The following is a 19,800-nucleotide window of genomic DNA, read 5'->3' as shown; positions in this document are numbered from 1 at the left end:
GACGGGCCAAACGCTGATCCGCGATGCCCGACACCAAGCCCCCTTTGACTTTTCAGGCGGCTTGGTCTGCCGTGATGGCAGGCCTCTGCCCCACGATCCGAGCCAGAATGCTCCCCGTGTCGACCCCTTCCCCATGCGGCAGGAACACACGCAGCTGAAAGGCGATGATCTCGGTGAAGCAGCCGAGGGCCTTGAGGCTTTCGATCATGCCCTTGTCCGCGCCGCTAAGCTCGAGGCGCATCTCGCCTGCGACCCGGCGACGGGTCAGGGTCAGACCCCGGCCCAGATCGACCGGCGCGGTGGTGCCGAGGGCTGCGGTCAGCATCTCCTGCGGCGTTTGCGGGTCGGAGACGAGGAAGCGGGCGCGCAGCGCGGCCGCCCCGTCCTCGCTCAGCGTCCGCCCGATCATGGCCGTCGCCCCGTCGGGCGTGACCCGGTAGATGCGCTCATTGGTGGTCGGAATGTCCTTCCAGATCGGCAGCAGGAGACCGGTCAGCAGATAGAGCTTGGTTGTGGTGGTCTTCGGCAGGGCAGCCGCCTCTTCATCCCAGAGCCGAATGAACTCAGACTTGCCGATCTCTTCCCAGGCCGAGGACTCGAAGCGCATCTCCTCAAGGTAGCTCGACCCGTTGGTCCGTACCGCCTTGCGCATCAGCGTCACGATATCCTCGTCATACATCTGCATGGGGCGGGCCGAAATGAGCGCGGCGCGGCCGGAGGCGCGATTCACCATCGTGGTCTTGTCCAGATTGCGCGATATGGCCTCTTCGGCCCCAAGAACGTGGACCGGGTCGGTGACTTCCAGTCCGATGATCCGCGTCACTGCAACGGATTTCGGGCAGGTCCAGAGATCCTCAGTGGAAACCTGTTCGATCCTTTCACCGCGCAGGGTTTCGACGCCGAGATCGAGCGTGCCCGCGGCCCGTGCCCGCTCGGTCTGATCGGCGATCCTACGCATGAACTCCGCGAAAAGGGCGTTCTGCATCTGGATGGGCAGAGCCAGCACCCGGTTCAGAAACCGTTGGATCGGTGGAAGCTCCTCAAGGAGCACCCCGTCCTTGTCGATCAGCCGCAGGGCCGTCCAGTCGGTGAAGCTCTCGTAGCTCATCGCCTCAGCGCGCCCGGCGGCAAGATCGGCGAAATACCCACGCAGCGCCGCCCGCGCGATCGGGCTTTCGAGATTGTCCTCCTCCCGGAACATGCCTTGCGAGCCGGTCTCGCGCTGACCCTTGGTCAGGGCCCCAAGCTGATCGAGGCGTTTCGCGATCGTCGAGGTGAAGCGCTTCTCGCCATGCACATCCGAGGTGCAGATCCGGAAAAAGGGCGCGCTGACCTGCGCCGAGCGATGCGTGCGCCCCAGCCCCTGGATGGCCGCGTCCGCGCGCCAGCCGGGCTCCAGTAGATAGTGCCGCCGCCGCTTCTGGTTCTTCGCCGTCTGTGCTGCGTGATAGGAACGCCCAGTGCCGCCCGCATCGGAGAAGATCAGGATATCCTTCTCGCCGTCCATGAAGGCTTGGGTCTCGGAGGAATTGCTGCTGGCGCTGCGTTTCTCGATGAAGAGGTGGCCATCGTCCGCCTTCAGAGGTCGGATCGACCGGCCCGTGACTTCGGCCACGGCCTCGTCGCCAAAGGCCCAGAGGATCTGATCCAGCGCCGAGGGGATCGGCGCCAGCGTCATCAATTCCATCATGGCCGCGTCGCGCAAAGCAAGGGCCTCACGCGAGACAACCAGCGCACCGGTCTCATCGCGCAAGGGTTCCGCCACCATATTGCCGTCAATCTCAACGAGCTTTTGCGCGTGGATCGGGAAGGCCTGCTCGAGATAACCCAGCACGTAGTCGCGCGGCGTCAAGGCCCCCTCAACGAGCTCGTCGTCGGCGTCCATCGTCTCAAGCCGGCGTTTCAGCAGGCTTTCGCCTGTCGAGACCACCTGGATGACGCAAGCGTTGCCCGCCGCGAGGTCTTCCTCGATGGCGCGGATGATGGTCGGCGCCTTCATGCCCATCAGGAGATGATTGAAGAAGCGCTGTTTCGTGCTCTCGAAACGGGACTTGGCCGAGGCGCGGGCGGCGGAGGCATTGGTCTCGCCCGAGGCGTCATTGACGCCAGTCGCAGTCAGTGCTGCTTCAAGATTGTGGTGAATGGTGCGAAACGCACCCGCGTAAGCGTCGTAGATCTCGATCTGGGCCGGAGTGAGCGCGTGTTCGAGCACGTCATACTCCACGCCATCGAAACTGAGGGCGCGGGCCGTGTAGAGCCCGAGCGTCTTGAGATCGCGCGCGACCACCTCCATGGCGGCAACGCCGCCTGCCTCCATCGCCGACACAAAGCTTTCGCGGCTTGGGAAGGGGTATTCGGGGCCTTGCCCCCAGAGCCCCAGCCGCGCGGCATAGGCGAGGTTGTGGACACTCGTGGCCCCCGTGGCCGAGATGTAGAAGACGCGAGCCCGGGGTGCTGCCAGTTGCAGCCGCAGACCAGCGAGGCCCTGCTGGGAGGGTTTGACCCCCCTGCCCTGCTCGGATCCTGCCGCGTTCTGCATGGCATGGGCCTCGTCAAAGGCCAGCATGCCATCGAAGTCGTCGCCCATCCAGGCGAGGATCTGGCTCAGTCGCGTGGTGCCGCATTTGCCCGCGGACCGCAGCGTGGCATAGGTGACGAAGAGGATACCGTCGCCCATCGGGATGGGCTGGTCCGGTTTCCATTTGGAGAGCGGCTGAATGTCGGCAGGCGAGCCGCCAAGATCGGTCCAGTCGCGGATCGCGTCCTCGATAAGCGTGGCGGATTTGGAGACCCAGATCGCCTTGCGGCGCCCGGCGAGCCAGTTGACCAGGATCAGCCCCGCGCATTCGCGGCCCTTGCCGCAGCCGGTGCCGTCGCCAAGGAAATAGCCAAGGCGGTAGGCCCGAGCGTCAGGGTCGTCATCGGCGCGCGTCAGCCTGGTCTGGTCGTCATCGATGGTGAACCGCCCCGGCAGGTCACTCCCATGGGCCTCATGCGCCATGATGATGGTCTCGAGCTGCGCCTCGGAGAGGTGTCCCTCTTCAATCAACCTGGCAGGCAGGCGCAATTCCGAACTGGCGGGACCCGAAGGCACGGGTGGCGCGACAGAGGCCATGGCGATGCTCTCGACCAGCGGCGTGGGATGTTCCTGCGCGCCTGCGATCTCAATCCGCTGCGGCCGGTAGCGCGCATAGATGTCCGAGACGGGCGTGTTGTCACGGGGGGTCTGAAGGCTCGTGAAGCTGAGCGGACGGACGACGTTCGCCCGGGGTTTGGAGGCGGCGACAGGCGCAGCGGCGGTCTTGCGCGGAACAGAAGATGGAACGGTTGCTCGAGCATGAGGGATTGCTTCAGCCTGTTGTACGGGGCGCGCCTCGGGCCGGGTCGCGGCCACGGCGTCGATAAAAGGAAGGGCGTCATCCAAGTCCCGGACAATGGCGCGGATCATTTCGCCGTCCTCCTGCACCTTGTCGAAGACCATGAGCTGGGTTTCGACAGAGGTGCCGAGCTTGCGGTAGACCTGCCACGGCATCGTCAACGCCAATCGCGGCGTCAGGAGACCGCAGGCGCGCGACCAATGCGCGGCATCGCGCTCAGACGTGAACCCCGGCGGCATGATCGCCACCAGCCGCCCACCGGGCGCGAGACGCTTTGCTGCCGCGATGAGGTGCTTGGCGGCAATGTGTTTGTCCCGGGAACGATCGACCGAGGACGCGAAGGGCGGGTTCATCACCACGACGTCGGGTAAAACCGGTGTCTGCAGCAGATCGTCGATATGCTCGCCGTCATGGCCCGTCACCTCGCCGCCGAAAACCGCGCGCAGGAGGCACTGGCGAAAGGGCTCGATCTCGTTGAGCACAAGCGTGGCACCGGCCCGAGCGGCGAAAGCGGCCAAGGCGCCGGTGCCCGCCGAGGGCTCCAACACGGTCTCGCCCTTTCGTGTTGCCGCCGCCCGCACCGTCAGGGCCGCGAATGCCAGCGGCGTGGAAAACTGCTGCAGCCGGATCTGCTGCTCTGACCGGCGGGTTTCCGTCAGCAGCCGTGAGGCAAGCAGCTTTGCAGCAGCGATGTCACCTGCCGCGTCGGCCCCACGCAGCAGCACCTGGACGGACGCGGCCTGCATCAGGTCATAGGCCATGCGCCAGTCCCAGGCACCGCCGGCATCGCTGCCATGAAACGTCTCGCGCATGATGCGCGCGAGCGCCGAACTGCGCAGGGGTTGGTGGTCGATCTCCGCGCCGATTTGCGCCAGCGCAGAGGCGAGATCAGCGTCGGAGATTGAAAAAGTCGGGTTTGCCGGATTGGGCTTGGTCATGCGGTTTTCCTTTGGATCAGGGTCTGAGTTCCAAAGGACAAAAAGCCCGCTTTCGCTTTTCAGAGTGACGGGATCAGACCGCGCTGACCTCCAAGGCTTGGTCAGGACTTGGGTTCGATCTGCCGCTTCGCATCAATCAATGCCTGTGCGGCCTGCATCACCTGAACCTGAGATGTTCCCGTACGTGCATCCTCCAGCGCGGCCTGTACCTGCGCGCGAAACCACGCGTCATACGAATTGACATCAGCCGCCACGGAAATGCTCCTCGAGACCGAAGTGCGGCTGTTCCTTACCCGTTGGGTCCATTGCGCTTTCTCCGACTATGCTATGGGTCGATGCTACATCACCCACAGTGGTGCCGTAAACGGCAAGGCCGTAAGGTTCACAGCTAACCGGGCCGCTCACCGATCAGGTACCGCGTCCAGGGACGCCTCGAACCGCTTGCCCGCCGCCGCTGCTTCTTTCAAGAGCGCGTCGAAACTGTCAGGTGGATTTCCATCTTCCAGCATCCCTTTGAACGTCGCATAGGCATCCGTCTTGCTGCCGTAGGCGCGCAGGGTCTTATCGTCGTTCACCCAGGCCACCACGATGACCTTGGCATCGCTGTTGAAGCGGTAGAACAACCGATACTGCTGGAAGAATTTCGCCCGGAACCAGTGCTTGCGGTGATCCCCGAGCGTGCTGCCTTGCCGGTAGGCGGCGGCACCAGGATCTGCCGGTATGGCCTCGGTGACCAGCTTGAAGATGGCGGCCAGCCGTTTCGTTGGGTTTTTCTTGCGCCATGTCTTTGGATCGCGTGCCTTACGCGCTTCAACTTCCTCGATCAGCCCTTCGAGCTGGTCCAGAAAGAGCGGATGCGCATAGATCGACCATCCGTTTACGACAAGGGGCGCCCCTGCGGGCACGCTATCGCCGCTCATTCATCCTCGGGCGATAGCGGCGCATCGAGATCGATGTCAACCTCTCCGACCAGTGCTGCAAGACGGTCATGCAAAGCCCCATCGAAGGCCCGAATGCGGTCCGGATGCGCCTTGATATCGGCCTCGACAAAATCGAGAAAGGCGCCGAGCGCGGGATCATCCTCGTCGCTGCGCACGGGCTCGATATAGACCCTGCCACTCGGCTCGGTGCAGTAGCGAATCTGGTCGCCCTTGCCGAGCTTGAGCTGTTTGCGCACACCTGCCGGCACGGTTGTCTGATACCGATCAGTGAGCTTCGAGACATCTTGTGTGAGCACTGTCATGGCAGTCTCCTGAAAGAAAAGGGTCTTTGCTTCCTGCGATAGGTAATGCATTTGCATTGCCTTGTCAAGACAAGCCGCATGGTCTGCTGTCACCGACCGGCCAATCAAACGGTTTTCCGGAGTCGGGCTGGAAAACTGAAAAACCCGCCGCAATGCGACGGGCTTTTGCTTTCTTTGTGCAATGAGGGGAGGCATAGTGCCCGCAGTCTCAACGCTCGCACTCTATATGGCACCGAAAGCCTTTACTGTCAATGTATCCACCGTTCACGGCTGATGAAGAACACCACCTTCCGAACGTTCTATCCGCACCTAGGTTTGCGACCTATTTGCGCGAAACCGGCAATGATAGGACGCGAGCTCTCCATCTATACCACTGGAATCTACAAGTATCAGCTGCGTTCATGGTTCCACTCCATGTTTTGGAAGTTGCGCTGCGAAACGCGATCGTGGAAGCAATCGAAGCTGTCCATGGAGGAACATGGCCTTGGACACAAGGCTTTATCCGTTCGTTACCAAACCCGCGCGGTCCAGCATACAGCCCCAAACGAGACCTCGAAGGCTGCGCAGGACAGCAACCCACTGCCGGAAAGGTCGTCGCCGAACTGAAGTTCGTGTTTTGGGAGAAGATGCTGACAAACAGGCACCAAGGCAGACTGTGGGATAATCATTTCTACGCAGTGTTTCCGGACGCGCCTCGTGGTGTCACGGCCAGCCAGCGCCGATCTGAATTAAGGTCTGACATTGAAGCCGTGAGGAGGCTCCGCAACAGAATCGCACACCATGAGCCTGTTTTTCCGCGCGCCCTTCAGGATGATTTTGATCGGATCATCCGCTGCATAAGATGGCGCAACGAAACGACCAGCAACTGGGTGCTCGAAATCGAGACAGTGCGCGCACTCCTCGCAGTGCGCCCCTAAGGGTCCTGTCCCGCCAGGAACTCCGCCAGCACTGGGCTGACCGCGCCCTTCGCGGAACTGAGCAGCTCCGAGCCCGCAAGCGAGGCCCTTGAGAGCCGCACGAGCCCGCCGGTTTCCTCGATTCGGTAGCAGCGGCGTTTTTGCCGCCCGCGCCTGTAGTGGGTGGCAGTGACGATCTGGCAGGTGCTGCCATCTGTGAGTGTCACAGGGGTGGCGAGCCTGATCTTGTCGCCTTCCTCGTAGTCCGGGATCGCAGCCCAATCCCGGCAGCGCTGGCGCCAGGCATGAGCGTAGCTGCCTTCGTCTTTCAGGTTGGAGAGAAGATCGATCAGCCCAAGGGGAGCACGTGACTCGTTCGGGCCAGCGCTTTCCTCCATGTCCTTGTAGCCCCAGCAGCCGTCATCGTATCGGGTGAGGAAGACAGCCCCGAAAGTGATGGAGCCATCGGCATCGGTCACATAGGTCGTGTCCTCGACCGGCGAGCCATCGATACTTGTGACCCTTGCCGCCGCATACCAAGTGGAGCCAACCTTGCACGCCTTGACCAGTTCGGTCTTGCGCGTGTCGCCCTCGAAGGTGCAAAGCCGCGTGATTTCCGCCTTCTCAACCGCGTAGGATTTGACGCGACGGTCCGTGTAGAAGAGCCATCCCATCTCAGAGTCCTTTCTCTCATTGGGGAAATTGTTGTCGCCAATGTCCCGAGAGGGCCGCAGGCCCGGCAGGGTATTGGCGATGCATGTTTGAGAAAGGGCGCGTTACGCCGCCCTCCGGTCATCGAGTTCCATCAGCGCATCGAGCGGCACGCGATAGGGCTGCATGGCGTCAAAATCCTCGCAATTGCCGCAGTTCTGCACGATCGCGAAGGTGTCGCAGGCATCCTTGAGGATGACCCGGAAGGTACCGCCGAGGCCCGAGGGCACCTCGTAGGTCCCGCCGATCAGATAGTCCGAGGCCCGGCGCACGAAGACGCGGATGCTGTGGCCATCGGTGGCGAGCCGGATCGCACCCCGCCCCCGGTCGATAAGCACCTGCATATCGTCGAGAATGTCGGTGTAGAACTGGCCGGTCAGATCGCGAAACGCCATGCGGCGCTGCGCCATCCAGTCGGTGTCGCGGAACGGGTTCATGCCATCGGCGAAGGCAAAGGACGGATCGGCCTGCTCGGTGGTGACGATGCGGGTGGTCGTGCCATCGATGCCATTGGAGCGCAGATGCACGCCATTGCCGACGATCAGGATCAGGGCGGGCCTGTCCACCGGGCCGTTCCAGTTGGGCAGGAAGGTTTTGCAGGCGCGCGCATGGGCGATCTGCGCCGCTACAGCAGACGCAGAGAACTTGAGAATAGCCATTGGGATGTCTTTCCGTTGGGTGTGAAAGGATGGACCCGCGCGGGCAGCATGCCTCGCGCGGGTCACGTGATGCTTTAGGCCGCCTGCGCGACCGCGCTCTCAGGCTCGTGGGTTTCCGCGATGGGCTCTGCATTATCGCAGGCGACACCCGCGGTCTGCATCATGGGCGGGCACCAGGCGGCCACGGCAGCGCGTTGTGCATCCGTCAGCGTGGCGAAGGGCTCGGCAAAGAGCTTGTCGCAGAAGGCGACGATCTCCTTCTTGCTCGACGAGGCCAGCGTCACCGCCTCCTGGGCCAGACCCAGATCCTCGCCGAGGATCTTCAGGAGCCAGGCCTTCTTGAAGCGGTTGAAGAGCGCCGCGTTCGGCGTCCAATGCGCGCGGATATTGGGCATGATCTCGATTTCGAAATCATGCATCAGACTGTCACGCTGGCGGTCCCGCGCGAAACAGGACTGCGTGGTGCTGGCCGTCGCATAGGCGACGAGCTTGGCCTTCTCGCCCGGCTTCAGCGCGCGAAACGCCGCGAACTGATCGGCGGGAGACCGGGCGTCGTCCAACCACGAAAGGTCGAGCGCATCATGCGCCGCCGCCACCTGCTCGAGCGAGGTCTCGTCGATCTCGTCCATCTTGGCATGGTTGCGGTATTCCTTGCGGGCATCGATCTTGATCGCCTGCGTGACACTCATGCCGCTGGCCAGAACGTCGCTCACCAGCTTGAAGAGCGTCAGATCGAGCGTGGCCTCGGGATGCAGCGCCATCGCGGCCCCAAGCGCCATGGCCCGCTCGGTCTTGAGGTCCTCAGCCAGCGAGGCCGGGTAGCTGATTTCGCCTGCGTCCGGGGCCTCCTCCCCCGTTGGGTTGCTTGAAGAGCCACGCGCGCCCTCCTCTTTCGCGGTGTCCTCCGGGCGCACAAGGCCCACATGAAGCGTAACCTGGCCACTCGACCACGAGGCGATAACCCCGGCCCGCGCCAAATCCTCGGCGCTGTAGGCCTCCTGCAGATCGCGGGCTTTCTCTTCCAGAGCGTCCACACGGTCGTAGAGCGCATTGTAGGCGTCGTCGTCGAGCCCCTCATCTTCCATCTCGAGTTGCAATTGCTCAAGCTCGGCGGTGATCTCATCGATGCGCTTCTGGGCAGCCTCATCCGGCTCGATCGGGCCGGGATAGACGCGGCCGTAGTCAGCCATGGTCGCGTAATCATAGCGCACCATCGCATCGGCCCAGGCAAAGCCAAGTTTTGCGCGGGCCTCTTCGGCGGCAGCACTGAGTTTTTCAAGCAGGATGGTCTCGACCAGCGCGGCGTCCTCGAGCACGGAATGCTCTTCCAGGAGATCGGCCGCGATGGCCCCACCCCGCGCTTCGTAGTCCTCGCGCACAAAGGCCCCGATATCATCGCTGACCTGCACACCGCGGGATTTGAGCGCCTGACGGACGGTGTAGGCCTGCAGGTAGCTGTCTTCCTTGGTCAGCGCCTCATAAACCTCGCGCTGCACTTCCTGGCTCGGGTGCTCGGCAAAGGCCTTCATCGTGTCGAGCGTGATCGTCTTGGCCCGGGCCGCGGCGCGGATGTCGGGGTGGATCAAGCCATAACGCAACCGGCCTTTGACGGCGGCAACCGTCGTGCCGAAGGTCTTGGCGATCGTCTCGGGCGTCTGGCCGTCGACTTCCATCATCCGGGCGAATGCCTCGAACTCGTCGATGGCGTTCATCGGGGCTTGCGTAATGTTCTCGGCAAGCGACAGCGCCGTGGTGACGTCGCAATCCTCAGGGACAAGGCGGCAGTCGATCTTGGTCTTCGCCGTGAAGCCCTTGGCGGCCTTGTCGGCAACCAGTTCCTTCAGCGCGGCGTTGCGCCGGCCGCCAGCGAGCACGCCGTATTTGCCGTCGATCTTCTGGACCAGGAGCGGCTGGAGCAACCCCAGAACGGCGATGCTGGCTTTCAGGTGGGCGATGTTCTCGGGGTCATAGGTTTCCGGGGAGTTGCTGCGCACATTGGCGGGATGAGCTGTCAGATCGCCGATGGCGACAGAAACGGGTTTGAAACTTGCAGTCATGGGATGTCCTTCTCGGTGGGCAAGATGCGGCCCGCGCGCTTGCGTGTGACCAATCCCCGGGTTCGGGGATCACAACGACAGAAGGCCCGCTTTGCCTTTTGGGGGCAGCGGGCCTTCATCGTCTGGGATGTCAGTGGGAGGGGTCCCCTGCCCTTCTACCAGTCGCGCGCCAGCATGATGGTCAGCACGCGCGTGGTGGTGGCGGGGTTGTCCGGGGTCTCGGCGCCGTAGCGGAAATCCGAGTCTGCTTCATAGAGATCGATTTTCCAGAACACGGTTTCGCCACGGATCTCGACTGCCCCGAAATCGTGCCATCCCTCGGGATCATTCTCAGGCTCGAATGCGGCAAACTCACCGGTCGCCTTCACCGCCTCGGCCATGAAGCCGTCACCGGCCTCCATAAGCGAACTGGTGACATGCATCCGGCCCTGGATGGACTGGGCTGGCGGCACTCCAAGGCACGCGAGCTTGCGGAACGCATCGTTTTGGGCAGCGATCACGGTCGGATCCGGACGGTCTGTCTGGGATTGAGCGGTACTGGTCATGGGGCTCTCCTTTGAGAAGTTGAAACACCCTTCCCAAAGCCCGCTTTTTCTTTTCCGCTTGGCGGAGTGACCCAGACAAACCTACCCGAACCAAACAGTTCCGATAGTCCGCTGAGTGGGACTTTGCGGACGTTCGCTCTCGTCTGCCCTATGTCCGCATTTACAGCTTCTAGTGTTCCCGGTCGCACAAATTATGATCGGCCAGTGACGCCAATACATAGCAATCCTCCGACACGCCTTCTCCGTCGCAGCCCTTCGATATTCGGCTAAGTTCCTTTTCAAGTGTTTTAAGACGTTTGATCTTCGCGCGTACCTCTTCAAGTTGGGACGTGGCAATGTTTGTTGCCGCCTCGCACGACCGATCCGGATGATCCTGCAGTTCGATCAACGACGAAATCGCTTCAATCGAAAACCCAAGGTCACGCGCATGACGGATGAAGCTCAGCCGCTCCAACCCAGCTTTGTCGTATCGCCGTTGGTTACCGGACGTGCGTTCTGCCTCGGCCAACAACCCCATTTCCTCATAGTACCGGATTGTCGAGACCTTGACCTTTGTACGCTTTGAAAGCTCGCCGATAGAAAACATGAAGAAACCTCTTGAACCTCTAGTCACTAGAGACATTACACTATGAGCAGGCAAAGATGAAAGAGGATTCCCATGGCTGGTTGCTGCGGACATGATGCCAAGTTTGACGGCGTTTCAGATGATTACAAAAAACGGCTGTGGATCGTCATCGCGCTCAACGCGACGATGTTCTTTGTCGAGATGACAGCGGGTCATCTAGCCAAGTCTCAAGCATTGCAAGCGGACGCCCTCGACTTTGCAGGCGATGCGCTGACCTATGGGATTTCACTTGCGGTTATCGGGGCCTCGCTCCGCGCGCGGACGAATGCGGCTCTGTTCAAAGGCGTCAGCCTTCTGTTGATGGGCCTTTGGGTGTTCGGATCGACGGTTTACCGCGTCTTCTATGCAGGAGTTCCCACGGCTGAGATCATGGGCATTGTCGGCTTTCTTGCGCTGCTCACCAATCTGGCAAGTGTCATGCTGCTGGTTCGCTTCAAGGACGGCGATGCCAATGTCCGGTCGGTCTGGCTGTGTTCGCGCAATGACGCCATTGGGAACGTGGCCGTGATGTTTGCAGCCGTTGGAGTATGGGGTACGGCGACCGGCTGGCCTGACCTGATCGTGGCAACCATAATGGCGGGATTGTTCCTGTCATCGGCCTTCCAGATCGTGCGCCAAGCCTTGGAAGAGCGACGCGAAATTACCCAGCATGAACATGAGGCCGCATGATGCCGACTGTGTTAGTCTTCACCGGGCTGATGATCGCGTCAGCTACGTTTGCCGCGATGCTTTGGTCCATCGCATATCCTGAACGCCGCCTTTGGCCGCCAAAGCGATATACCATGACCACTCCTATTCTGGTTTGGGTTCCGACATTCACCCTCTTTGGGATACTGATCGCCCTCGGAGTGATTGAATGGGGAAGCCTGCCAATCCCGACTTGGCTGCGGTTTGGCGTGGGCTTGCCCCTGATCGTTGCCGGGAACGTGGTCGTATGGTCAGAAGCTGCAAAGTTTGGTTTTGCCCAGACTGGCGGTGCAAAAGGAACGCTTCGAACAAGCGGTATTTACCGCTACTCCCGGAATCCACAGTACGTGGCGGATATCGCAATGATTGTCGGATGGACCGTGCTTTGTGCGTCGCCCGGAGCAGCTCTGATCAGTTTTGCCGGAATAGCCGTCCTAATCGCCGCGCCTTTTGCCGAGGAACCATGGCTCAAAAAACAATACGGTTCCGCATTCGAGGACTACAGGGCTACGGTCCGACGGTTCTTGTAGGTAAACGATCAAGTGCATATAGCAGACCTTCGCCATTGTGCGGCATCTTGGTAAGTATCGGGCTTACAGTTGCCATGTTCAGCTTTGCCGCAATAGGTCTGTTAAGCCGCCTCGGCGCTGCGCCCTGCCCTGCCTGTCTCTGACCTAGCGATCAGATAGTCGCAGGCGCGCTGCGCATCCGCGGCGTGCTTGAAAATCGCACCCTTGTCCGACCGAAGAACGCGCAACCAGTTGTGGAGGTAGGCCGCATTCATCTCGAGCGTATGCGCCGTGAAGCCGAGCGTCTGACCCAGGAACACCGAGGTCAATTCCGCGACGATCTCCTCGCGCGCATAGGACGAATTACCAAACTTCGAGAACCCGAAATCACGGTTCAGTCGATGCGGGGCTTTCGTGGCATGAGCCAGCTCATGGGCCCAGACCCCGTAGAAATTGCGAGGGTCCTGGAACCGCGTGATGGATGGCATGTAAACCTTGTCCACGGGGGGCAAATAGTACGCTTCCGTCCCCGTGAAGACGGTCGTGATGTCGATGGCATCGAAAAACGTCTGCATGTGCGGGATGGGCTCGGACGGCGGATGCTCGGGCGCGGGCTCCGGGTCAGGGTAGAAGCTGTCGGGCAGGCCATCGATCTGACCGGCATTGAACACTCGGTAGGATTTCTGGAAGCGGAAGATCCGGGCTTCCTCGAAGTGATCTTCGCCGTCGCTGCGCTCGTCCTCGCCACCCGCGTCTTTCCGACTTTGGCCATAATACACCACGACGGAGGACTTCTCGCCCTTGCGCACCTTCGCGCCCAGGGCATTCGCCTGCGGAATGGTCATCCAGAAGGGCGAGCTATGGCCCGCCATCACCGTCCGCATGGTTAGCAGGAAGTTGTTCACGCCCTGGTAGGGTTCACCGCCCACGCGAAGGGGACGAGAGCTGCCGCCTGCGGTCCAGGGCTTGCGCCACGGCAGAACGCCACGCTCGATGATGCGGATGATTTCGTTCGTGATGACCTCTGAGGCATCGAATTTAGGCGTACGGGATCGGGCCATAACTGGCATCCTTTCGTGTGTTGGTGAGAAATTTGGGGATCAGGTTGTCCGACGGGGCCGAGGATCGTTGGCGATCTTGGCGCCGAGCTTTTCGACCATGTCGATGTAGGTGGTCAGCGAGACGGGCCTGCCGACACCTGAAAGGTCAGGGTCGCCGGATCCGTCCCGCGCCACCCGCGGCAGGTTCGCGAAGGCGATGACATCGGTGACGGGTCGGATATCGATGAACGGGGTCCCTCGTGCGACCGCAAGAGCGGCCAAGGGAAAGCGCTCGATCGACGCGAGGGTCGACACGGTCGTCCAACCGAGATGGAGGAATGTGCCGCCCTCCCCGCAGATTACATGCGCGTTTGGCAATGACGCGGCGTGCCTGAGATAGTCGAGATCACGCAGGACGGTCTGGCGTTCGAGCCGTTGTGCCAGCGCCGTCTGGCCAGTTCGGCGCAGCTCTCTATGCCGCCACCAAGAGGCTGCGGTTGCGCGGAGCACGCGCAAGACACCTGTTTGCATGGGAATGCCCTTCATCAGGAACGGCAGACCGGAACCTGGCCCGGACCCATCTGAGGGACCCCAAAGGCCCTCATCTGACAGTCACAAAACCCGAAGAACACTTTTACTTTTCGTGGACCAAACCCATGAAACACCCAACCGCCACCGAACTGTACTGGTACGACGGGATCAGAACTTCCACAGGGCCCATCGGCTAGACCTGTGGCCGCTCCTTCTTCACGAGATTGCCCCAACCGCTCAATCGGCCCGCAACTGCCAACTTCTTCATAAAGCGTTCTGATGCTTTGGCTTCCCGCCGATGTAGCGGATCGGCACCCTGGAAAGGGAAACCATGTCAATGATGGCTGTTATGGACATAATTTTTCATTGCGAACACTAAAACACAATAACCCATTGTTATTAAATCTTTTTCATCCACCGGATGGATCGGATCATTCCGCATCCAACATCAAAGCACTCTTTTGGAGAGTTCGGGTGTCATGAAATCAAGAGATTAAGTTGCACCCGCTGTTCTGTGATATCCTCGCCGTCCACTACGACCAAATCAGTGGAACGCGGGACCGCTGGCAACCAGCTGCTGCGCTTGAGGAACCGATTGCCTCGCTGGCCATGTCGCCATTGTCGAAGTGACTGAGAAGTTACCGGCTCCCCGCGTGCGGGAATTCGAGGATCGAGCCCTTGGTCAAACGGTTTTGGCAACAATCGATCGTCTGCTCCTTGTGCTCTACGGCCCGTAGCCACGATATCATGCAACAGACATCCACAACCTACCTCTCAGGCATTAGCACCGATGAAGGCCAAGGGAATATCCGAGGCCAGGACCCAAATCGCCGTCAGCAGGCGCCGGATAGCGTAGAACCAATTGTTGAGGGTATTCATCATCAGATCTCAGACATCGAAAAGGGCAGGGGCCGCGGAGGCCCGCAACTGCTAGGTTGGCTACAGCGCAACGCTCTGTATGTTCTTCACTAGCCGCCTTTGCGCTACTAGCAGCGATGGTCACCAGCTGAGGTTTTACCATGATGATCGGGATGCCCTCGTCATCAGATCTTCGCCGCGACGAAGGCGAAAGCCACTTTCACGATCTCAAATACCGCCACACCTCAACCCCCTAACTTTTCTCTCTCGAACACCGTTTGTGTGCCGAGAGCCTACTTAACAGCTGTTAAGTTATGCCATGCCAGCCGCACGAGATCGGAGTTTAACAGCTGTTAAGCCGCGTTCCGCCGGCCAATCAATGCCATGACCATTGGGCCACAGAAAAACTCGCCTGCCGCAGCTTTGGCAGTCAGAGCTCGCAAGTATCCACCAGGCGATCTTATGTCGGCGAAGCGTTCCAGCATGGCAGCAACGACGATCGACGCTTGCTCCGGACCCATGAACCGCTGTGCTTCTTCCCATGCAGACGCACTGATGCCCATGGCTGGCCGCACATGGCACGCCGCATCGAAGAGCTGATGCCAATGCCGGATCTCACCTTGGTTGAAGGTCTTGAGCGAGGGACATGCCGCGATCACTAGGTGCAGCGGGATCTTTGGCAGGTGTCTTGTGTCCTGTTCATCAACGTCAGCCACCGGCTCATTCGTATCCACATCTGGCACACCCGCCGCCGCCCCGCTTTCTTCTAAAGCAGGTTCAATATCTATAGATTCTTTATTTGAATTATGATGGTGACGCTCAGAATGGGCATCATTGGTGTTCATTTCTTCTGTTTCAGGGCCATCAATGATGTTGCGTGCCTGGTCGAGGAGAGCTTCAAGGTCGGCTCGATAGGCCGCGAGGTCCTCAACTGAAAGCTTGCGACGAAGCGCGCGGGCTGTGAGGGCAGCCCTGTCGCGAAGCTGATCCCAGAAGCCTAGGCCTGGCTGCATCTCGTCTCCGAACTCGGCGAGGGCCGCGAGATCGCGGCGCATGAGGCTTACGACCTCTCTCAGGCGCCTGACGCGCTCCTCAGCCTCACGTACGGCCTCTGCGGCCCGTGCTATCTCCTCGGACTGACAGTAGAGCGGGGAAAGATCGAAGCCAAAGGCAACGCGGTCTTCGCCGTGCTTACGGACGTAGCGCTTCCCATTGGGGCTATCGCGCCGCTGGAGCAAGCCAGCCTCGACAAGACGCGCGAGGTGACGACGCATCGTGGAGCAGGGCATACCATTCAGGCGCTCACAGATCGCCTTGTTCGAAGGGAAGACGACCATCTCGGCGTTCCCGCCGAGCGCATCGTCCGGAAAGAAGCTGAGGAGCCCCTGCAAAACCGTCAGATCACGTTCCGAGACCCCAAAGGCCGCTTGCGCCTTGGAGAGCTCGCGCAGGAGTTCCCACTTGTTAACGGGTCTGGCTGGAACAGATGCCTCGGGTCGCTCAATGACGCGCAAATGGGCGAGCGAAATCGGCCGCATAAACGGCGAGATTGGTGTGTACTCCATGAAAATGTCCACGAAGACAAAAATTCTAGGGCCCGCGAATCGCTTTGCGCTTGCGGGGTAGGGGCCAGAACGCTACATTCAGAAGTGCGAAAACTGAGATTTTGTAGCGGGCTGATCCCGGTGCGAAACCTTACAAAGGTCTCGTGAAGCTAGCTTCTCGGGGCCTTTTTCTTTTTGCCTGTATCGTGCCTCCTTCTTGTTGGTTGCTCTTCCTCAGTCTCCTGAACGCTTCCAGCGCTCATGAAGCTCGGTAATCAGCTTTGGGGCGTTGCCCTCCAACCAGCTGATAAAATCAGGTTCATCCGTAGTTAGATCAAGTTTGAGCTGCTTGCCTTGGCGGCTGGTCTTGACCGTCGCAGCTCCAACACCGGGGATCGCCAAAGCAGGCACACCCTTTCTAGACGGGCTTGCTTTCTTTTCTGCGCTCTTCGCAGCTGCCAGAACTGCGAGAAACGCACGCTCAGAAACCTCATCGACCGAGCCGGAACTTCCGGACTTGGCTGCATGAGCTATGGCTAGCAGTTGGTCCCGATTACCGTCGTAGGCACCCAAAGCCTTTTTGAGCTCTTCCCATCTCGGGCGACCAATCCCAGGAGCTGCACCAATTGCCTGGATGAGATCCTCGCCGACCGTCCGAACGACACTCAAGAGCTGTGAAACCCCAGCTTCGTGGAGGCTAAGGACTTCGGCGACACCACGATTGGTGCGCTCAGCCCCTTCCAAATGGTCGCCGTCCAGAAGGGCCGTCGCTACAAGCGCACGTTCAATAAAGCTCAGATCACGACGCTCTTGGTTCTCGAGAAGCTGATCTCGAAGCGCTTGATCACCCTCAACCTCTGTGACGATGGCTCGAACTTTGATACCGAGTTCGCGACATGCTTCCAAGCGTCTGCGGCCATAGATCAGGTTGTAGCGATCGCCTTCCAGTGGGCGGACCAAGACAGGCACACGCTGACCGTTCTTGGAAATAGAGTTCTTCAGGCCCTCAACTTCAATCTGAAGCCTGTCATCCAACCGTCCTTCGGTAACAATCTGCGCCGGATCGATCTCAAAAACACCGCCACGCAGTCGGCGCCCTTCAAGAGCGTCAGGAGCGTTGCGAAGGGTCTGCAGCGGCAGGCCAAGTTTAGGCTTTCTTGCCATTCCGCCCCCATGTGTTCTGGATGATTTTAGCGATCTCATCGTTCACTGCGTTCATAGACTCGATCGCACGATCAAACGTCTGACGCGTGAAGTCCTTCTTGTCAGCTTCGTATAGCGTTTGCTTGGTCAAGCCGGCATCAGAAATTGCGGTCGACTCAACCATGTGATTGGTCAGGACCGACCTCCCAAAGAGCCCGCGAATGAAGGCGATGACTTCGGTCTGTGGTGCGTCGCCGACTTTGTATCGCGTTGGCAAGAAGCGAAGCCAATCGAAGCGCAGATTTGCGCCTGCATCCCTGATTACTCCAAGGAGATCCGCAGTCATTCGCAGGAATTGGGACATCGACATAAGGTCAAGCATCTGCGGGTGAACCGTCACGAGCACACCAGAGGACGCGGAAAGTGCTGACATCGTCAAGAAACCAAGCTGCGGCGGGCAGTCGATCACAACAACGTCGTAGTTCGCTTCAACACTATCGAGTGCGTCATGAACTCTCGCGAAGAACGCCTTCGCTCCGCCTCGCTGGATCGCAGCAGGCGTCTCGTGCTCGAACTCCATGAGTTCAAGGTTGCCCGGGATAAGATCAAGGCCACGGATGTAGGTCTTGCGGATCACTTCGGCGATCGGAACCGGATCGTCATAGCGAACGGCATCATAGAGGGTTCCGCCCTCCATGAGGTCGAGTTCTGGCTGGATTCCGTGAAGAGCCGAAAGTGATGCTTGGGGGTCGAGATCGATCGCAAGAACCCTGTACCCCTTGAGCGCCAAGCGCTGAGCGAGGTGAGCAGACGTCGTCGTTTTGCCGGACCCGCCCTTGAAGTTCACCACTGAAATGACTTGAAGCTCGTCACCGTCGCGACGTCCAGGCACGTAAGTTCCAGACTTTTTTGCGTTTCCTTCAAGCGTCTGCCGGATCTCCCAGATATCGTCGAGCGTATAGCGGCGATGACTTCCAGCCGTCGTCTCGACGTCAACGATCTTTCCTTCTCGATGAAGCTTCCGAAGATAGGTATGGTCGACGCCAATGAGCTCAGCAGCTTCGCCGCTGGTCAAAGTGCGCATCACCTTCTTTGCATCTGGTGGGAAGTGTGCAGCGCGCTGAGCATGCAGGTTCGACGCGAGAAGTTCCGCGTAGTGCCCGATGGCGATATCTAGATCCTGTTCTGCTTCGCTCATGTTTGCCCCGATCCGTGGGCGCGTTTTTTATGTGACCGCGCGTTATTTTTCGAGACTATTGCCCGAGCAGCCAGATTCGTGCAAGCACTTTCTAGATTTAGTGGCAATCCGTTAGGCCAACACAAGTGTCGTGTTCAGAGGAGCCCCAACTTTTCCGCACGCTCAAGCAGCATTTTGACCGAAGACGGCTGCCAGCCAGTGCGGCCTCGAGGGGTGCGCTCACGCATGGCTTCCAACCGGTCGCAGATCGCTTGTAGCGTGATATCCGGGTCCGACCCTTTGATGGCCGCCACGATGGCCGGCAGGCGGTCATCGGTTTCGCGGCGTCCGGCGCGGCCAAGCACCTCGGCAGGAAGGAACCCGTCGCGCACATATGCCTTCACAGCGCGGAGCAGTCGGCTTTGTGTCCAATGGCGATCTGGGGGCAGGGGGCCATTGATGATCCGCAGCAGGTCTTCCCAGGCCATATCGGGGCGCAAGCGGCGCACATGGGGCACCCAATCCTGCGCGGTCTCGTTGAGGCGCTCCATGTAGCCGTCCTGTCGCGCCAGCCGCACCTTGCGCAGTGCGGCGGGGTCTTTGGCGCGCAGTCCAGGATTGCCACCAACGCGCCCTTTGGCCCGCGCAGAAGCAAGCCCGGCCTTGGTGCGTTCGCGGATCAGAGCGCGTTCGAACTCGGCCGCGGCGCCCAGAACCTGCAGCGTGAACTTGCCCTGTGGTGAGGATGTGTCGATCGGGTCTTGGAGCGAGCGGAAGAAAGCCCCCTTGGCCTCCAGACGCTCAATCACCTCAAGAAGGTGCGACAGCGACCGCGCGAGCCGATCGATTCGCACGACGACCAACGTGTCGCCGCTCTGGACACGTTCGAGCACCCGCGCGAGCACCGGCCGCGCACGATTGCCACCTGAGGCGTGTTCTTCGAATATCTCGACGCAACCCGCAGCTTGCATGGCCTCAGACTGGGGCAGGGGGGTCTGATCCTCTGTGGAAACGCGCGCATAGCCTATCAGGGGCATGAAATCGGGCCGTTTGCAATTTTAGGTATCGCTACTAAACGACCCTTTAGAATCGGTGATGCAAGGCTCCGAACATTGACTGAAACCTCTCATTGGCATATATTGCCAGCGAGGAGATTTGTTCCATGGTCACACGCAACGTCGTACTAACAGAAACTCAAGACCAGTTGGTTCAGTCATTGGTCGCGTCGGGCCGATACCAGAATGTAAGCGAAGCCATGCG

The 19,800-nt window shown here is 60.2% G+C and carries 19 protein-coding genes; 4 read left to right on the top strand and 15 right to left on the bottom strand.

The features are described 5' to 3' along the window. Positions 1–52: 52 nt before the first annotated feature. The 4 genes from VK792_RS16750 to VK792_RS16735 form a co-directional block, all read right to left on the bottom strand. Positions 53–4,315 (bottom strand): strawberry notch-like NTP hydrolase domain-containing protein, encoded by a 4,263-nt coding sequence (locus tag VK792_RS16750; protein ID WP_326299017.1) that lies wholly within the window; start codon positions 4,313–4,315, stop codon positions 53–55. A gap of 101 nt (positions 4,316–4,416) precedes the next feature. After that, complete coding sequence (locus tag VK792_RS16745; protein WP_326299016.1) at positions 4,417–4,569, bottom strand: antitoxin PaaA2 family protein; 153 nt, start codon at positions 4,567–4,569, stop codon at positions 4,417–4,419. Between the two features lie 147 nt (positions 4,570–4,716). Next, positions 4,717–5,235, bottom strand: a complete 519-nt coding sequence (locus VK792_RS16740; protein ID WP_326299015.1) for a type II toxin-antitoxin system YhaV family toxin — start codon at positions 5,233–5,235, stop codon at positions 4,717–4,719. Continuing rightward, positions 5,232–5,558: a type II toxin-antitoxin system PrlF family antitoxin gene (locus tag VK792_RS16735; protein WP_326299014.1), complete on the bottom strand. Its 327-nt coding sequence runs from the start codon at positions 5,556–5,558 to the stop codon at positions 5,232–5,234. Before VK792_RS16735 ends, VK792_RS16740 begins: the two co-directional genes overlap by 4 nt. Positions 5,559–5,959: 401 nt before the next feature. On the opposite strand from VK792_RS16735, the gene VK792_RS16730 reads away from it, so the two are divergent. Next, on the top strand, positions 5,960–6,475 hold the full coding sequence (locus VK792_RS16730; protein ID WP_326299013.1) for a hypothetical protein: 516 nt from the start codon (positions 5,960–5,962) through the stop codon (positions 6,473–6,475). Here the strand turns inward: VK792_RS16730 and VK792_RS16725 are convergent. The 5 genes from VK792_RS16725 to VK792_RS16705 form a co-directional block, all read right to left on the bottom strand. Continuing rightward, positions 6,472–7,128, bottom strand: a complete 657-nt coding sequence (locus VK792_RS16725) for a DUF6927 domain-containing protein (protein ID WP_326299012.1) — start codon at positions 7,126–7,128, stop codon at positions 6,472–6,474. The two genes, VK792_RS16730 and VK792_RS16725, sit on opposite strands and share 4 nt — an antisense overlap. Positions 7,129–7,230: 102 nt before the next feature. Next, positions 7,231–7,824, bottom strand: coding sequence for a regulator (locus tag VK792_RS16720; RefSeq protein WP_326299011.1), 594 nt, complete (start codon positions 7,822–7,824; stop codon positions 7,231–7,233). Positions 7,825–7,898: 74 nt separating this feature from the next. Beyond that, entirely contained in the window at positions 7,899–9,881 is a 1,983-nt protein-coding gene (locus VK792_RS16715; RefSeq protein ID WP_326299010.1) for a ParB/RepB/Spo0J family partition protein, read from the bottom strand. Positions 9,882–10,036: 155 nt separating this feature from the next. Then, positions 10,037–10,426, bottom strand: coding sequence for a DUF3768 domain-containing protein (locus VK792_RS16710; protein WP_326299009.1), 390 nt, complete (start codon positions 10,424–10,426; stop codon positions 10,037–10,039). A 169-nt stretch (positions 10,427–10,595) separates the two neighbouring features. Further along, positions 10,596–11,012, bottom strand: coding sequence for a MerR family transcriptional regulator (locus VK792_RS16705; RefSeq protein WP_326299008.1), 417 nt, complete (start codon positions 11,010–11,012; stop codon positions 10,596–10,598). Positions 11,013–11,084: 72 nt separating this feature from the next. On the opposite strand from VK792_RS16705, the gene VK792_RS16700 reads away from it, so the two are divergent. Both VK792_RS16700 and VK792_RS16695 read left to right on the top strand, forming a co-directional pair. Beyond that, positions 11,085–11,720, top strand: coding sequence for a cation diffusion facilitator family transporter (locus tag VK792_RS16700; RefSeq protein ID WP_326299007.1), 636 nt, complete (start codon positions 11,085–11,087; stop codon positions 11,718–11,720). A gap of 113 nt (positions 11,721–11,833) precedes the next feature. Further along, complete coding sequence (locus VK792_RS16695; protein ID WP_326299006.1) at positions 11,834–12,268, top strand: methyltransferase family protein; 435 nt, start codon at positions 11,834–11,836, stop codon at positions 12,266–12,268. 101 nt (positions 12,269–12,369) lie between these two features. Here VK792_RS16695 and VK792_RS16690 read toward each other — a convergent pair whose 3' ends face one another. From VK792_RS16690 to VK792_RS16665, 6 genes are all read right to left on the bottom strand, one after another. Further along, positions 12,370–13,308: an ArdC family protein gene (locus VK792_RS16690; RefSeq protein WP_326299005.1), complete on the bottom strand. Its 939-nt coding sequence runs from the start codon at positions 13,306–13,308 to the stop codon at positions 12,370–12,372. 39 nt (positions 13,309–13,347) lie between these two features. Continuing rightward, positions 13,348–13,833: a hypothetical protein gene (locus VK792_RS16685; RefSeq protein WP_326299004.1), complete on the bottom strand. Its 486-nt coding sequence runs from the start codon at positions 13,831–13,833 to the stop codon at positions 13,348–13,350. A 1,196-nt stretch (positions 13,834–15,029) separates the two neighbouring features. Beyond that, positions 15,030–16,241, bottom strand: a complete 1,212-nt coding sequence (gene repC / locus VK792_RS16680) for a plasmid replication protein RepC (protein ID WP_326299003.1) — start codon at positions 16,239–16,241, stop codon at positions 15,030–15,032. Positions 16,242–16,454: 213 nt separating this feature from the next. Further along, the gene (gene repB, locus VK792_RS16675) at positions 16,455–17,384 is read right to left on the bottom strand and encodes a plasmid partitioning protein RepB (protein WP_326299002.1); all 930 of its coding nucleotides are present in this window, start codon (positions 17,382–17,384) and stop codon (positions 16,455–16,457) included. Next, positions 17,368–18,561, bottom strand: a complete 1,194-nt coding sequence (gene repA / locus VK792_RS16670; RefSeq protein ID WP_326299001.1) for a plasmid partitioning protein RepA — start codon at positions 18,559–18,561, stop codon at positions 17,368–17,370. Before repA ends, repB begins: the two co-directional genes overlap by 17 nt. Before the next feature lie 134 nt (positions 18,562–18,695). After that, on the bottom strand, positions 18,696–19,577 hold the full coding sequence (locus VK792_RS16665; RefSeq protein ID WP_164193084.1) for a recombinase family protein: 882 nt from the start codon (positions 19,575–19,577) through the stop codon (positions 18,696–18,698). A gap of 125 nt (positions 19,578–19,702) precedes the next feature. On the opposite strand from VK792_RS16665, the gene VK792_RS16660 reads away from it, so the two are divergent. After that, on the top strand, positions 19,703–19,800 hold a 98-nt coding region (locus VK792_RS16660; protein WP_435404866.1), incomplete at its 3' end, for a ribbon-helix-helix domain-containing protein.

Origin of the sequence: Mesobacterium hydrothermale, assembly GCF_035818635.1 — a bacterium.
GTDB classification, from domain to species: Bacteria; Pseudomonadota; Alphaproteobacteria; order Rhodobacterales; family Rhodobacteraceae; genus Mesobacterium_A; species Mesobacterium_A hydrothermale.
The sequence above is the reverse complement of the archived record's forward strand: the minus strand, read 5'-3'. Positions and strand labels throughout refer to the sequence as shown.